Origin of the sequence: Mesorhizobium sp. M0898 (genome assembly GCF_040319695.1) — a bacterium.
Classification (GTDB): Bacteria; Pseudomonadota; Alphaproteobacteria; order Rhizobiales; family Rhizobiaceae; genus Mesorhizobium.
The window spans coordinates 31,155-45,340 of record NZ_JAMYOE010000033.1 but is presented as its reverse complement, the minus strand read 5'-3'; the positions used below and the strand labels follow the sequence as shown (position 1 = coordinate 45,340).

The following is a 14,186-nucleotide window of genomic DNA, read 5'->3' as shown; positions in this document are numbered from 1 at the left end:
GTCTCAATCAGGGATGCTTGGCGATGAACTGCTCGACATTGTCCTTGGTGGTCAGCGTCGCATCCTGCAGCTGTTCGGCGGGAATGGTCTCGCCGGCCACCAGCTTGATTGCTGCGTCGACGGCGAGCCGGCCCATGCCCTGGGTTTGCTGCGTCGCGGTCACGTCGAAGACGCCGTCCTTCAGTGCCTTGAGCGCCGCCACATCGCCGTCGAAGCCGGCAACCCAGACCTTATGGCCGGGATTGGCGACCTTGACCGCCTGCGCCGCACCGAGCGCCAGCGCATCGGCCTGGCCGATGACGATCGACACGTCGGGGTGCGACTGCAACAGATCCTGCGTCAGCTTGAAGCCTTCGTCCTGGTGCCAGCCTTCGCTCCACAATTCGCCGACCACCTTAATGTCGGGATAGCCCTTTAACGCTTCGCCACAGCCCTTCGAGCGATCGACCTCGGGCGTCGTACCCTTCTGGCCGTGGATGATGATCAACTCGCCCTTGCCGCCGGCCTGCTTGGCGATGTAGTCGCAAACCGCCTTGGCCGATGCCACGCTGTTGGTTGCGATGAAAGTATCGCCGGGCGCGCCATCGGCGTTGCGGTCGACATTGACGACCGGGATGCCGGCAGCCTTGGCGGTCTTGGTCGGCACGGTGGCGGCGGTGGCGCCGGCTGGAATATAGATCAGCGCATCGATGTTCTGCGTGATCAGGTCCTGCACCTGGCTGACCTGGGTCGCCGAATCGCCCTTGGCGTCGACGGTAACGACCTCGATGCCCTTTTCCTTGCCGTAGGCTTCGACGGACTGCTTGATCTGGTTGAAGAAGTCGGCCTGCAGATTGGCGACGGCGAGGCCGAGCTTTTTGGCCTCCTTGGCCGAGGCCATGTCGGACAGGCCAAGCAGCGGGATGACGGCCGCGGCGGCAAGCAGCAATGAACGTTTGGTCAGCATGTTTATTCCTCCGTTGATGTTCAATCTGTCCTGCCCGCGCATCGCGGCGCCCCTTGGCCGAACAACTCCCAGTTTCGGATCACCGATCCGTTTTCGCCCGAGTATCGGGGCGAATCTCATTGAGCCCAATTCTTCATTGTGCCCCATTCTTCATTGTGCTCGGCGCCGCCACGTGTCGGTGGCCACCGCCAGCGCGATCACCACGCCGATAACCACTTGCTGGATGAAGGGCGAGACACCGAGCAGGTTCAGCCCGTTGCGCAGCACGCCGATGATGAGGACGCCGATGGCTGTGCCGCCGATCGAACCGACGCCGCCCGACAGGCTGGCGCCGCCGATCACCACCGCCGCGATGGTGTCGAGTTCGTAGCCAAGGCCGGAGCTCGGTTGGACGGAATCGAGCCGGGCGGCAAGCACGATGCCTGCGAGACCGGCCAGCACGGCGCAGATCGCATAGACCCAGTTTGTCAGCGATTTGACTGGTATGCCGGACAGCCGGGCGACTTCGGCGCTGCCGCCGATTGCGTACAGGCTACGGCCGGTAGCGCGATAATTCAGGAAGATCGCGAAAATGACGGCAAGCACGATCATCAGCCCCACGGTGACCGAGAGGAAGCCGAAATGGCGGATGATCGACAGGCTGGTGAACCAGTCGGGAAAGCCGACGATCTGCGAGCCGTCGGTGATCATGTTGGCGAGGCCGCGCGCCACCGACATCATCGCCAACGTGGCGATGAAGGGCGGCAGCTTGGTGACCGTCACCAGCAGGCCCGAAACCAGCCCGCAAAGACCGGCGACGACGAGGGCCGCGGCGATGCCGGCGGGCAGGCCGAGATTGAGATAGTCCGGATGGGCGACGAAGCCCATCACCATGGAAGCCAGCGCCAGCACCGAGCCGACGGACAGGTCGATGCCGCCGATCAGGATGACCAGCGTCATGCCGATCGCCATGATGCCGAGCACGGTGACCTGGTCGAGCACGTTGAGGATGTTGCGGATGGTCAGGAACGTGTCGGTGGTCAGCGAGAGCGCCAGGCACAGCAGAGCCAGCCCGATCAGCGGACCCATGGTTCCGGCAAAGACAGCCGAAAACCTTGCGCCCGCCGTAGCCTGCGCGCCAGAGCCTGCCTTCAACTCGCCTGCCTTCAAATTGCTTGCGTCGTTGCTCACAGCCACTTTGTCTCCTCCACAGCAATCCGGCGCTGCATCACCGGGCCACTTTGTTCACCAGGCCCCTCCCTGTGAACAATTTATCTTTAACATGCAATTTTGTTCAGCTAAACTGTTCGTCGGAAAATTGTCAAGGCCTGCCGCTTCATTCGACGACGGGTTTGCGCTGTCCGCCGGTTTGCCTTACGCAAGGTCTCCGAAATCTTGGGCATTTCGAAGTCGCCGGATTGGAATATCATGAGCAGAGCCGGCGGCTGCGGCAAGGCAAACAGATGACGATCGTTGAGAACGAAAAAGCCTCGCGCTTCCCCGACGCCGAACTCAAGGCCCGCGCCGCCTGGCACTATTACGTCGAGGGTCTTACACAGGAGCGGATTTCCGAAATTCTCGGCGTCGGCCGCATCAAGGTGCATCGCATTCTCTCCGCCGCCCGCGAAGAGGGTGTCGTCCAGTTTCGCATCCGCGACAGCGTCGTCGAATGCGTGATTTTGGAGGAAAGCCTCAAGCAGCGGTTCGGGCTCAGCCAGGCTGTTGTCGTGCCGTCGGCGGCCGACCGAAGCAACGCGCCGCTGATGATCGGCCACGCCGCCGCCGCCTACCTGGCCGACCATGTGAATGCCGGCGATGTCATCGCACTGGGCTGGGGGCGGACACTGAAATTTGCCATCAATGAATTGCCGCGGCGGCCCATCGCCAGGACGACGGTGGTTTCGATGCTTGGCGGCCTCACCCATGCCCAGCCGCTTAACCCGACAGAAAGCGCCTGGGATTTCGCCGAAAAGATCGGTGCGGAGTGCTTCCTGCTGCCGGTGCCGGTCTATGCCGACAGGCCGGAGCAGCGCGACGCTTTCATGAGCCAGCGCAGCGTTCAGGACGTCGTCTTCCGTGCACGCCGGGCAAACATCGCCGTGCTCAGCGTCGGCTCGTTTTCCAACGACAGCCCGATCGCCAATTACGGCTTCATCAAGCCAAGCGAACTCGAGGAATTGCAGGCGGCCGGTGCCGTCGGCGATATTCTGTGTCATTTCATCGACGCCGAGGGCCGCCCGGTCGACCACGAGGTCAACCGCCGCGTCTGCGCCTATCCGCTGCAGGATCTGTCGGATATCCCGAGCATCATCCTGGTGTCGGGAGGCAGCGAGAAGGTAGCGGTAATGCGGGCTGCGCTCGCCAACATCAAGGTATCGGTTCTGATCACCGACGAAGACGCGGCCAAGGGCCTGCTCAACCGCTAGATTTCGCCGAGAGCGCTAAGGCGGGTGTGGATGTCGCGCGTCGCCTGATAAAGGTCGCGGTAGATTTCCTTGCGGCTGCGATAGGCGGCGACAAGCCCGTCGACCGGATCGACATGCCTGGTGGGAGCGGCAGCCATTGCCTCTGCTGCGGCTTCCGGCGAGGCAAACCAGCCGACAGCCGCTGCCGCCAGCATGGCAGCGCCGAGTGCGGCGGCTTCGTTGACCGGCGAAACCGAGAGCGGCCGCTCGAGCACGCTTGCCATGATCTGCATGAGCAGCGCGCAATTGGTGCCGCCGCCGGCGGCAATCATCGCGGCCGGTCCGCCGGCCTGGGCTTCCATGGCCTCGGTGGCGACGGCCTGCTCGAAGGCGATGCCTTCCAGGACAGCGCGGAAGAGATGCTCCGGCCGGTGATCCAGCGACAGGCCGACAATGGCGCCGCGCGCCGCACCGTCCCAATACGGGCTCATGACGCCGGCCCAATAGGGCATGATGAGCAGGCCCTCGCTGCCCGCGGCAACATCCAGCGCCACTTTCTCCAGCGCTGCCGCCGAGGGCGAACCGGTGGTTCGCACGATCCAGTCGACCAGCTGCATGCCCGAGCGCAGCACGGTCTCCAGCATGAAACCGGAGCCGGTCGGCGAAACCAGCGTGCGAAACGCGTCCGAGGTTTTCACCTTGCCGGAATAGCAGCCGCTGACCACGCCGGAGCCGAGCGAGAGATAGCTCTTGTCCTCGCCGTAGACGCCCATGCCGAGGCCCATCGCCTGGCCGTCCCCAGCGCCGGCAACGACCGGCGTGCCGGCCCTCAGGCCGGTCAGCTGCGCTATGCTTGCGGAAAGACTGCCGCAGACCACGCCTGGCGCGACCAGCTCGGGCAATTGCTCCATCTGCAGTCCGGCGGCCGCAACGAGGCGGGGATGCCAGGTACCTTTCTCGACGTCGAGCAGCCCGAGCGGATCCGCACTTGCGGTGCTGGTGACCAATCGCCCGGTCAGCCGCTGGACGAAGAAACCGTGCACGTCGACCAGTGCCGCTGCCTGGCGAAGCACTTGCGGCTGGTGCTCGGCAAGCCAGGCAATGGCGTAGAGCGCCGGCGTCGGGTCCGGCGGCTTGCCGCTCCAGTCGCGGATCGCCTCGCGGCCGAGTTCGGCCGAAAGCCTGATAACCTGCGGCCGGGCGCGTTCGTCGAGCCACAGGATCGCCGGCATGAGTGCTTTGCCGGCGCTGTCCACCAGCGTGAAGGTCTCTCGCTGGTGAGCGATGCAGATCGCCGCCACCCGCGTAGTGCCGACCGCCTCGGTGACCTGCTTCAATGCGCCAAGCAGCGCCGTCCACCATTGTTCGGCCTCCTGCTCGAAATGGCGGGGCTTCGGATTTGAAAGCGGATAGGTCTCGCGCGCCTGGAACAGCTCCTCGCCGGCGCGGGTGAAGGCAATCGCCTTCACGGCCGTGGTCGAGGCGTCGATCCCGATTACGACATCGTCCATCAGGCGGAGATCCGGCGGGGTCAGGCTGCGTTTGTAACGAACCGTCCGTCCGACTGGTCGAGACGGCGGCGGATCTGGGTTATCACCATCGAATCGTCGGGTACACAATTTTCATAGGTCAGGAAGTCGCCGGTCTTGAGCGGCTTGACCACCTTGGCGCGTTCGGCAAGGCCGAGCGGCAGGGCGCCACGGGCGCGCGCATCCCCCCAGGTCATGGCGAAGCCGCGATAGTCGTTCTCGCCGATCATGCCGAGCGACTGGCCAACGCCAAGATCGCTCTTGGCGACCGCGACCGCCTCGGCCACAGGATGGTCGAGCGGCTCCATGTCGGCCCGCTTGTAGACCACGGCGCGCGCCGCCGACAGCGGCACTTCCAGGCTGGTCAGATGATAGGGCCGGAAGATCGTGAAATAGGGGCCCTTGCCGACCTTGAGGTCGATCATGCGCTCCAGCACACGCGGATGCCGGGTCTCGATGATGCAGAACACGCCGGGCGCCACACCCTTGCCGATCGAGTAATCGACCACGCCCTTGCGATGCAGCACGCCGCCATCCTCGCGCGGGCAAAGCACGCTGGCCAACTCCTCCAGCGTCGCGGTCGGGCCGTGCATGCCCGGCACATCGGGCACCAGGCCGGTCGCATTGGCGATCGCCACCATCTCGATCGCCGTCTTCGAGCCGTCGACGAATTCGACCAGCATGCGCGCATTCATGTTGCGCTCGGCCGCCTCCTTCTCGTAGTCGGCCGGCATGGCGTCGATCTTCAGCGGATTGTTCTTGCCCTTGCCGGCGGCGATGATGTTGAAGCCGAGGCTCTTGGCAAAGCCGATGATCTCCAGCGTGCAGGCCGGCTCGTCGCCGGCCGCACCGGTATATACGACGCCAGCCTTACGCGCTTCGTCCTTGAGGAAACGGCCAATGGTGATGTCGGCCTCGACATTGAGCATGACGATGTGCTTGCCGTTCTTCATCACTTCGAGCGCAAACAACGTGCCGATATTGGGATTGCCCGTCGCGTCGATGATGACGTCGATCCGGCCGGCCGCCGCCAGCGCATGCAAATCTTCGGTCACCGCGATCTTGCCGGCCTCGATGGCGCGGTCGATCGCGGCCGCATTGCCGGCCTGGACGATGTCGGAACGGTCATGGCCAGCGAGCAGCGCCGCGTCGATCGCTGCCTGCGGCCTGACTTCGGAAATAGCGCCGATCCGCATGCCCGGCATCAGCGCGACCTGGACGACGATGTCGGTGCCCATCTGCCCGGCGCCGGCAAGCCCGATGGTGATCGGCCCCTGCTGTTCAGCGCGCTGCAGAAGTTCCGCTGCAAATTGCGGATGGGACATGTCGCTTCCTCCAGTTCCTGACGCGCCGCAGCGTCCAAATCAACGTTTTGAACATTTCTATTTGCAAATGAAAAATATTTCAACCGGCAATTGGGCATTGTCGTTCTGCAATCGGCCGAAGACGATTGGATGAGCGGTCAATCCACACGGCCGTGCCTCCGCAGTCAGAAGGACGCGGCATATTCAGCTTGATTGAGTGCAGCCTTATTGCAGCTCAGCTGCCGATTTCGAAGAAGGGCGCACCAAGCAGGCCGGGAACGACATCGATGCCGAGGCCCGGCCCATCCGGAATGCCCATACGGCTTCCCGAAACCGGCGGCATGTTGGATGCGGTGCGCACCGTCACCCATTCGTGAAAGGCGATGGCGTGCAGCCGGCGCTCCTCCGGCGTCGACAGCGACAGATGCGCCATAGCCGATGTGTCGATCTCGGCGCCGCCAGTGTCCTCGACCGTGATCATGAAGCCGAGGTCGACGGCAAGGTCGCGGATCTGGCGCGTTTTGGTGACGCCGCCGAGGCGTGAGATCTTCAGCGTCAGCCCGTCGGCCGCGCCCTTGCGATGGATATCGAGCATATCATCAAGCGAGGCGACGGATTCATCGAGCACCATCGGCTTGTCGAGCGAGCGGCGCACCGACAGGCATTCGTCGATCGTCGTGCAGGGCTGCTCGAACGTGTAGTCGATGGTGCGCGTCGCATCCACGAACTGGCGCGCCTGGTAAGGCGTCCAGCCGGCATTGGCGTCGCAGAAGATGACGGTGCCCTTCGGCACCGCGGCGGCAACGGCCGTGACGCGTTCGATGTCGTCATGGACGTTGCCGCCGACCTTGACCTGCAGCCGATGAAAGCCGTCCTTGACGATGCGCTTGGCGAGTGCGGCCATCGCGTCGACCGTGCCGTGGGTGACGACTTTGTAGAGTTCGGCCGTCACGCTCTCGCGTCCGCCGAGCAGGGTGACCAGCGGCACGTCGGCGGCGCGCGCCGCAAGATCCGAGCACGCCATGTCGAGCGTCGACTTGATGTAGGGATGGCCCTTGAACACCGTGTCCATCAGCCTGTTGATACTGGCAAGCCCGCGTGGGTCATGGCCAATGAGATGCGGCGCGATCTCGACGACACCGGCGCGAGTACCCGCAGCGAAGGCAGGCGAATAGAAATTGCCAAGCGGCGCCATCTCGCCCCAGCCGGTGAGGCCGCTGTCGGCGGTGACGGCGACGATCACCGCGTCGAACGCATCGGCGACACGCCCCTTGGACATACGGTAAGGCCCGTCAACGAAAGGCTGTACGACATGGTAGGCCTTGATGGTTTTGATCTGCACGTTTTCTGTCCGTTGTCTGTGTTCCGGGATGTCCGTCAAATTTGTCGGGCTCAGCCGCCTTTAGGTCGGCCGGCACGATCGGCGCCGGCGCCCTTTGAGCCGCGCTGTTCCAGCCCGCGCGCATAGGCGAGCAATGCCTCGAAATCGAAATCGATGTGCTCCTTGGCATGGCGCTGGGCAGCGGGCATGTCGGTGCCTTTGAGCAGCCGTACATAGGTCTCGTGAGCATCTTCGGCAGGCACCGGCTCGTTGCGCGCCCGCTGGTGCAACGCGAAATACATCTGCAGCCGGCTGGTCAGCCGTTGCCACGTTTCAAGCAGCACCGAATTGTCGGCCCATTCGTGGATCAGGCCATGCAGTTGCAGCGCTGTTTCGATCTGCCGCGTCGTGTCCAGTTCGCGCGTCGCCTGCTTCACCGCCGCATGACGCCGGTCGAGTTCGTCGAAGAAGCGCTGGTCGCGAAGCGGCCAGGTCCGCGCGATGGCGAACTCGTCGAGCACCTTGTTGAGCGAATAGGCGTCGTCGATGTCCTTGGCGGTGACGTCGATGACAAAGGTTCCGGCGTAGGGAATGCTGGTCAGGATGCCTTCCTGCACCAGCTCGCGCATCGCCTCGCGCAGCGGCGCGCGGCTCACCCGCATCTGCTCGGAAATCCTGAGTTCGTTGAGCTTCTGTCCAGGTTCCAGCTGGCCGGTCAGGATCGCCCGCCGGAGCAGCCCTACGATCTCGGCCCTGCGTGTCGTATCCGCGATCGGACTGAAATCCAGCTTTGCCATTCGGCTGCTCCAGGGAACCGAAATCAAGACAAGCAGATTGTCGACAATCTAACAAGAGGCGGGTTGTGGATTTCTTGACTTCCGCTTGGCCGGCTGGCTTGCGGCGCCGGCAAGGCCGTCAGGCCGCACGGCCGCAAAGACCGACCCGTTCTTCATCGCTGAACATCACACCGGCTTCTCGAAGCCGGCGTACGTTGCGTTTTCCCCAAGGAGTTGCGTAGAACGAAACATAGCAAAAACGGCGCCCTTGGCGTGGGAGCCGAGGGCGCCGCGGAACCGGACCTGATGGGGGTTATCAGGTGGCCGGTTTCTCGGGCAGCGGCGAGACCGGCATTCCCGGGCCGATCTTCTGCAGATTGCCGGTAATCACCCGGTCGCCTTCGGCCACACCGCTCAAGATGGCGACCTGATCGCCATTGGTCGGTCCGAGCGAAACGATACGCTGGTCGACCGTGTTGTCCTTGCCGACGACATAGAGGTATTTGCCGAGCTGGCCTGAGCCGAGTGCCGTCTGCGGTACCATCAGCGCATCGGGCTGCTCTTTGACGTGCAGCCGGACGCGGACATATTGGCCGGGCAGCAGCGTGAACTTGCCGTTGCCGATCGTCGCCCGTGCCGTGATGGTGCCGGTCGAGCGATCGATCGTGTTGTCTATGAAGGTAAGATCGCCCTTCTGGCGCGGTTCCGTTTCACCGGGAAGCAGGACGTCGACACTGATCGGTCCCGCGGCCCGGGCTTCCTCGATCTGTGTCAGGTCCGTTTCGCTCGGATTGAAGGTGACGTAGATCGGATCGAGCTGCACCAGCGAATTGAGCACCGTGCCGGCAACGCTGACCAGCGTTCCAACGGAAGCCTGGCTGCGTCCGATGCGTCCCGCGAACGGGGCACGGATTTCGGTATAGCTCAAATTGAGCTCGGCGGTCCGCAAGGCGGCCTGGTTCACGGCGAGCGAGGCCTGAGCCTCACGCAAGGTGCTGGTGCGCTGGTCGAACACGTCCTTGGCGAGATAGCCGCTCTTGGCGAGTTCGCTGCCGCGCCCGAGATTGGAGCGCGCATAGTCGAGTGTTGCCGTGTCGCGCTGGATAAGCGCCTTCGCCTGCTCGAGGGTAGCCTGAAAATCCTCCGGGGCGATCTTGTAGAGAAGGTCGCCCTTCGCCACGTCGCTGCCGTCGGTGGCGACCTGCTCCTGCAGATAACCCGGCACGCGCGCCTGCAGCGTGATGCTGCGGATCGGCTCAACCCGGGCGGCGTAGTCGAGATAGATCGGGATCGTCTTCTTGACGACGCTCACCACCGGCACCGGCATGACAAAGGCTTCCGCCTTGGGTGTCGCCGCCCCGGCTGTGCCCGCGTTGAGGCTGAGGCTGCCCATGTCGAGCAGGTGAACGCTCGCCACCGAAATCGCCCCAAGGGCGACGGCCGTTCCCAGCGCGATTTTCCATTTACGCATGATCAATTCTCCAGTCCTATTCGGCCGCTTCGGCCAATGGCTCGAAGGCGGGTTCGGCAGTTGGTTGTTCGGTCGCTTCGGAAACCGGTTCGCTCTCGCTGCGGCGCTCGCGCAGCTGCTCGATCACCGCATAGAAGACCGGCACGAACACCAGCGACAGGATCGTCGCCGCGACCATGCCGCCAAAGACGGTGGTGCCGATCGACTGCCGGCTTGCGGCACCTGCACCTGTAGCGAACATCAGCGGCAGCACGCCGAGGATGAAGGCGAAGGCGGTCATCAGGATCGGTCGCAGCCGAAGCCGCGCCGCTTCCATCGCGGCGTCGACGATGCTGAGGCCTTCTTCGCGCCGGCGCCGGGCAAACTCGACGATCAGAATCGCGTTCTTGGCCGCCAGTCCGATCAGCATGACGAAGCCGATCTGCGAATAGACATCGATCTGCATGCCACGCAGCCACAGCACGACGAACGCACCGAACAGTGCGAGCGGCACCGCCAGCAGCACCATGAACGGCATCGCCCAGCTCTCATATTGCGCGGCGAGGATCAGGAAGACGAAGACGATCGCGAGACCAAAGACCACGGATGCGATCGATCCCGCCTTGAGCTCCTGATAGGTGATGCCGGTCCATTCGTAGCCGAAATCTCTCGGCAACGCCGTGGCAGCGGCACGTTCCATCGCCGCCACCGCCTGGCCGGACGAAAAGCCGGGCGCGGCGCCGCCATTGATCAGGGCCGACGCATTGTTGTTGTAATGCGGCACGGTCTCGGGGCCGACGATCGGCACAAGCTTGCCCAGCGTGCTCAGCGGCACCATCCCACCCGAGGCATTGCGGACATAGAGCCGCGAAATGTCGGCCGGACCGGCGCGAGAGTCCTTGTCGGCCTGGATCGTCACCCGGAAGGTGCGGCCGAACAGGTTGAAATCGTTCACATAGAGCGAGCCGAGATAGATCTGCAGCGTATTGAACACGTCCGGCAGGTTGAGCCCGAGCAGCTTCGCCTTGGCACGATCGAGATCGTAGTTGAACTGCGGCGTCGAGGTCGAGAACGACGAGAACAATTGCTGCGGGTTGAGCTCGGGCTGCTTGCGCGCCTCGGCAATCACGGCTTGCGTCGCATCGTTGAGCGCCACGCTGCCGCGGCCGGTCAGGTCCTCGACCTGGAACTCGAAGCCACCGGTGGTGCCGATGCCCGGGATCGACGGCGGGTCGAAACTCAGCGCAAAAGCCTCCGGAATTTGCAGCAGCTTGTTGCGCACATCGGCGACGAGCTTCGAGGCGCTCTGGTCGGGGCCGCGTTCGTCCCATGGCTTCAGGATGGCGAATTCGACCGCCGAGTTCGACTGCGCGGCGCTGGTCAGGAAGTTCAAGCCGCTGATCGAGCCGACGATGTCGACGCCGGGCGTGTTCTGCAGGATGTCGCGTGCCTTTTGCGCCACCGCGTCGGTGCGTTCCAGCGAGGCCCCGTCGGGGAGCTGGATGACGACGAAGAAATAGCCCTGGTCCTCGACCGGAAGGAAGGTCGAGGGCAGGCGCTGCCAGACGAAATAGGTCGCGACAAGTCCGGCTGCGAATACGCCGAGCATGATCCAGCGCAGGCGGATGAGAATGCGTACGCCATTCGCATAGGCATGCGCCAGCCGTTCGAAGCCCATGTTGAACCAGCGGAACAGCACGAATTGTGTTTCCGGCCGGTGGCGCAGGAAGGCGGCGCTGAGCGACGGGGTAAGCGTCAGCGAGACGAAGGCCGAGATGCCGAAGGAGATCGCCACCGTCAGGGCGAACTGGTTGTAGAGCCGGCCGGACACGCCGGGAATGAAGGCGACCGGCACGAACACGGCCATCAGCACGGCGGTCGTGGCGATGATTGGGCCGGTGACCTCTGCCATCGCCGTACGCGTGGCAGCCAGCGGTTTGAGGCCGGCCTCAAGTTGGCGTTCGACATTCTCGACCACGACGATGGCGTCGTCGACGACGAGGCCGATCGCCAGCACCATGCCGAGCAGGCTGAGCATGTTCAGTGAGAAGCCAAGCATATGCATGACGGCCAGCGTCGCCACCAGCGACACCGGAATTGCGATCGTCGGGATGATCGTGGTGCGCCAGCTTTGCAGGAAGATGAACACCACGGCGACGACCAGGACCAGCGCCTCGCCGAGCGTGATCAGCACGTCGTGCATCGAGGCCGAAACGAAACGTGTCGTATCGTAATGCATGGCGTAGCTGACGCCCTTCGGGAAACGGGCCGACAGCTCCTGCATCTTGTCCTTGACGCGCTGCTGCAGATCGAGCGCGTTGGAGCCCGGCATCTGGTAAACCGCGAGCACCACCGTCGGGTCCTTGCCGAAGAACGCCGACGACGAATATTGCAGCGCGCCGAGCTCGATGCGCGCAACGTCGCGCAGCCTGACCAGCGAGCCGTTGGCGGTATTGGCCCGCACGACGATATCGCCGAACTCCTTGGGATCGCTCAGCCTGCCGATGGCGTTGACCTGCATCTCGAAGGCAGTGCCGGCCGGAGCCGGCGATTGCCCGATCTTGCCGGCCGCCACCTGGACGTTCTGCTCGGCGACGGCGTTCTGCACGTCGACGGCAGTAATGCCGAGATTGGCTAGCTTGTCGGGGTCGAGCCAGATGCGCATCGAATAGCGCCGCTCACCGAAGATCTGCACGTCGCCGACGCCGGGCAGGCGCTTCAGCGGATCGACCACCTGCAAGTAGGCGAGATTGCTCAGCGCGACCGGGTTGACGGAACCGTCCGGCGAGGTGAGGTCGACGATCAGGACGAAGTTCGGGTTCTGCTTCTTGATCGTCACGCCGCCCTGATTGACGATGGCCGGCAACGAGGAAGCCGCCTGCGAAACGCGGTTCTGGACGTCGACGGCCGCCGTGCTCAGATCGTAGCCGACGTCGAAGGTGATGGTGATCGTCGAGGAGCCGTCATTGGAGCTCGACGACGACATATAGGTCATCCCCTGGACGCCGTTGATCTGCTGTTCGAGCGGCGTCGTCACCGTGTCGGCGACGACCTGCGCGCTGGCGCCCGGGTAATGGGCGCTGACCACGACCTGGGGCGGCGTGATGTCGGGAAACTGCGAGACGGGCAGGAGGAAATAACAGATCGCTCCGGCGAGCACCATGATGATGGCGATCGCCGACGCAAAGATCGGACGATGAATGAAGAAGTTTACCATGAGATGCAAGCCTCGCCCGATGCTCTGGCCCGGCCAAACGCCCTGGCCACCCTGGACAGCCGCCGGCTGCGCGTTGAGCCGGAATCTTCGAGAAAGCCGAAATCTTCCACAAGGCGGCGCGGCGCATTGCGGCGCTCGGCCTGCTCATCCGCCAGCGCACGCAGCATCGCCTCGAACGACCGCGGGTCGACGCGGTCGGCCTTCATCAGCATGCGGATCATCGGATCCCTCACGACTTCATCGATCGTCAGATCATTGCGCTGCGACATCGAAGCGGCTCCTGGTTTTTGGCGATCCGCGGCAAGCCCCGGATCGGGTGTTTTCTTGCTCGCCGGCCGAGGCCGTAAGGTGCGGTTCGTCCCCTTGCCGATCGGGGCGGGGCTGGTGGCCGGCACTTGCGAGTTTGACATGATGCAATGCGGGTGTTACAGGTAAGTAACATCTCTAACGTTACAGACCGGTAACACCCTAGTCAAGAGGTGCACCGAGGGAATTTCGGGAAACGCAATCACGGAGGTTTTGATGACAGACGGTGTTGTGGAGCGTGTTCGCCCCCGGGACAGGATCCTGGAGACGGCACGGGACATGTTTCACAAGCATGGCATTCGCGGCGTCGGCATCGACGCCATCACCGAGGCCGCCGGCACCAACAAGATGACGCTCTACCGGCATTTCGAGTCCAAGGACGACCTGATCATCGAATGTCTGCGGGCGACCGCCTGCAGCGCCAACGCGATGTGGGAAAAGTTCGAGGCCGAGAATCCGGGCGACAAGCTGGCGCAGCTGCATGCCTGGGTCCGGATGGCGGCCGATTGCCTGATGTCGGACCGTCGCGGTTGCGACATGGCCAACGCCGCCATCGAGCTGAGCGAGGCCGATCATCCGGCAAGGCAAGTGATCAAGGAACTCAAGGAAGCGCAGCGCGAGCGGCTGGTCTCGCTGTGTCGCGATGCCGGCATCGGACAGGCCGAGCTTCTTGCGGACACGCTGTCGCTGTTGCTCGAGGGCGCCCGCGTCAGCCTGCAAAGCGTCGGCGCCGAGGGCCCGAGCGCGCAGTTCGTCCGCATGGCGGAAGGCCTGATCACGTCTTTCAGGGCAAGATAATCTCGCAAGCGGTGAAACGATACGTGGCGTTTCGATTGCGGGCCGCGCCGCCCATCGCGATGTGCCATCTCGCGTCTCCCTTGCCGGTCCTCCGCAGCAGCATTGCCTGCGCGGCGTTGTTTGCTGGTCGAAGGGCAGGATAGGGCCGCCGGCGA

Annotated in this window: 11 protein-coding genes; 2 read left to right on the top strand and 9 right to left on the bottom strand. The window is 63.8% G+C overall.

Annotation, left to right across the window (positions count from 1 at the left end):
- Positions 1 to 7: 7 nt before the first annotated feature.
- Positions 8 to 946 carry a sugar ABC transporter substrate-binding protein gene (locus tag NKH90_RS26160; protein ID WP_023674026.1) on the bottom strand — a complete coding sequence of 313 codons (939 nt, stop codon included), beginning with the start codon at positions 944 to 946 and terminating at the stop codon, positions 8 to 10.
- 150 nt (positions 947 to 1,096) lie between these two features.
- Positions 1,097 to 2,080, bottom strand: coding sequence for an ABC transporter permease (locus tag NKH90_RS26155; protein ID WP_502895673.1), 984 nt, complete (start codon positions 2,078 to 2,080; stop codon positions 1,097 to 1,099).
- 308 nt (positions 2,081 to 2,388) lie between these two features.
- On the opposite strand from NKH90_RS26155, the gene NKH90_RS26150 reads away from it, so the two are divergent.
- Positions 2,389 to 3,351, top strand: coding sequence for a sugar-binding transcriptional regulator (locus tag NKH90_RS26150; protein ID WP_352821844.1), 963 nt, complete (start codon positions 2,389 to 2,391; stop codon positions 3,349 to 3,351).
- Here the strand turns inward: NKH90_RS26150 and NKH90_RS26145 are convergent.
- The 7 genes from NKH90_RS26145 to NKH90_RS26115 all read right to left on the bottom strand — a co-directional run bounded on the left by NKH90_RS26145 (position 3,348) and on the right by NKH90_RS26115 (position 13,196).
- A complete protein-coding gene (locus tag NKH90_RS26145; protein WP_352821841.1) occupies positions 3,348 to 4,841 on the bottom strand; it encodes a xylulokinase in 1,494 nt (497 codons plus the stop codon). The two genes, NKH90_RS26150 and NKH90_RS26145, sit on opposite strands and share 4 nt — an antisense overlap.
- A 20-nt stretch (positions 4,842 to 4,861) precedes the next feature.
- Positions 4,862 to 6,184, bottom strand: coding sequence for an NAD(P)H-dependent oxidoreductase (locus tag NKH90_RS26140; RefSeq protein WP_352569398.1), 1,323 nt, complete (start codon positions 6,182 to 6,184; stop codon positions 4,862 to 4,864).
- A gap of 214 nt (positions 6,185 to 6,398) precedes the next feature.
- Positions 6,399 to 7,505, bottom strand: coding sequence for a mandelate racemase/muconate lactonizing enzyme family protein (locus NKH90_RS26135; RefSeq protein WP_352821837.1), 1,107 nt, complete (start codon positions 7,503 to 7,505; stop codon positions 6,399 to 6,401).
- A gap of 50 nt (positions 7,506 to 7,555) precedes the next feature.
- Positions 7,556 to 8,281, bottom strand: coding sequence for a GntR family transcriptional regulator (locus tag NKH90_RS26130; RefSeq protein ID WP_352821834.1), 726 nt, complete (start codon positions 8,279 to 8,281; stop codon positions 7,556 to 7,558).
- Between the two features lie 295 nt (positions 8,282 to 8,576).
- Positions 8,577 to 9,731, bottom strand: a complete 1,155-nt coding sequence (locus NKH90_RS26125) for an efflux RND transporter periplasmic adaptor subunit (protein ID WP_352821832.1) — start codon at positions 9,729 to 9,731, stop codon at positions 8,577 to 8,579.
- Between the two features lie 16 nt (positions 9,732 to 9,747).
- On the bottom strand, positions 9,748 to 12,927 hold the full coding sequence (locus NKH90_RS26120; protein ID WP_352768855.1) for an efflux RND transporter permease subunit: 3,180 nt from the start codon (positions 12,925 to 12,927) through the stop codon (positions 9,748 to 9,750).
- Positions 12,921 to 13,196, bottom strand: a complete 276-nt coding sequence (locus NKH90_RS26115; RefSeq protein ID WP_352489531.1) for a hypothetical protein — start codon at positions 13,194 to 13,196, stop codon at positions 12,921 to 12,923. The genes NKH90_RS26120 and NKH90_RS26115 overlap by 7 nt, the downstream gene beginning before the upstream one ends.
- A 253-nt stretch (positions 13,197 to 13,449) precedes the next feature.
- Between NKH90_RS26115 and NKH90_RS26110 the strand changes: the two genes are divergently transcribed.
- Entirely contained in the window at positions 13,450 to 14,031 is a 582-nt protein-coding gene (locus NKH90_RS26110; RefSeq protein ID WP_031211029.1) for a TetR/AcrR family transcriptional regulator, read from the top strand.
- Positions 14,032 to 14,186 lie beyond the last annotated feature (155 nt).

Coding starts and splice junctions, on each gene's coding strand:
- NKH90_RS26120 (WP_352768855.1), bottom strand. CDS start 12,927: ATGGTAAACTTCTTCATTCATCGTCCGATCTTTGCGTCGGCGATCGCC.
- NKH90_RS26125 (WP_352821832.1), bottom strand. CDS start 9,731: ATGCGTAAATGGAAAATCGCGCTGGGAACGGCCGTCGCCCTTGGGGCG.
- NKH90_RS26160 (WP_023674026.1), bottom strand. CDS start 946: ATGCTGACCAAACGTTCATTGCTGCTTGCCGCCGCGGCCGTCATCCCG.
- NKH90_RS26150 (WP_352821844.1), top strand. CDS start 2,389: ATGACGATCGTTGAGAACGAAAAAGCCTCGCGCTTCCCCGACGCCGAA.
- NKH90_RS26115 (WP_352489531.1), bottom strand. CDS start 13,196: ATGTCGCAGCGCAATGATCTGACGATCGATGAAGTCGTGAGGGATCCG.
- NKH90_RS26110 (WP_031211029.1), top strand. CDS start 13,450: ATGACAGACGGTGTTGTGGAGCGTGTTCGCCCCCGGGACAGGATCCTG.
- NKH90_RS26140 (WP_352569398.1), bottom strand. CDS start 6,184: ATGTCCCATCCGCAATTTGCAGCGGAACTTCTGCAGCGCGCTGAACAG.
- NKH90_RS26130 (WP_352821834.1), bottom strand. CDS start 8,281: ATGGCAAAGCTGGATTTCAGTCCGATCGCGGATACGACACGCAGGGCC.
- NKH90_RS26145 (WP_352821841.1), bottom strand. CDS start 4,841: ATGGACGATGTCGTAATCGGGATCGACGCCTCGACCACGGCCGTGAAG.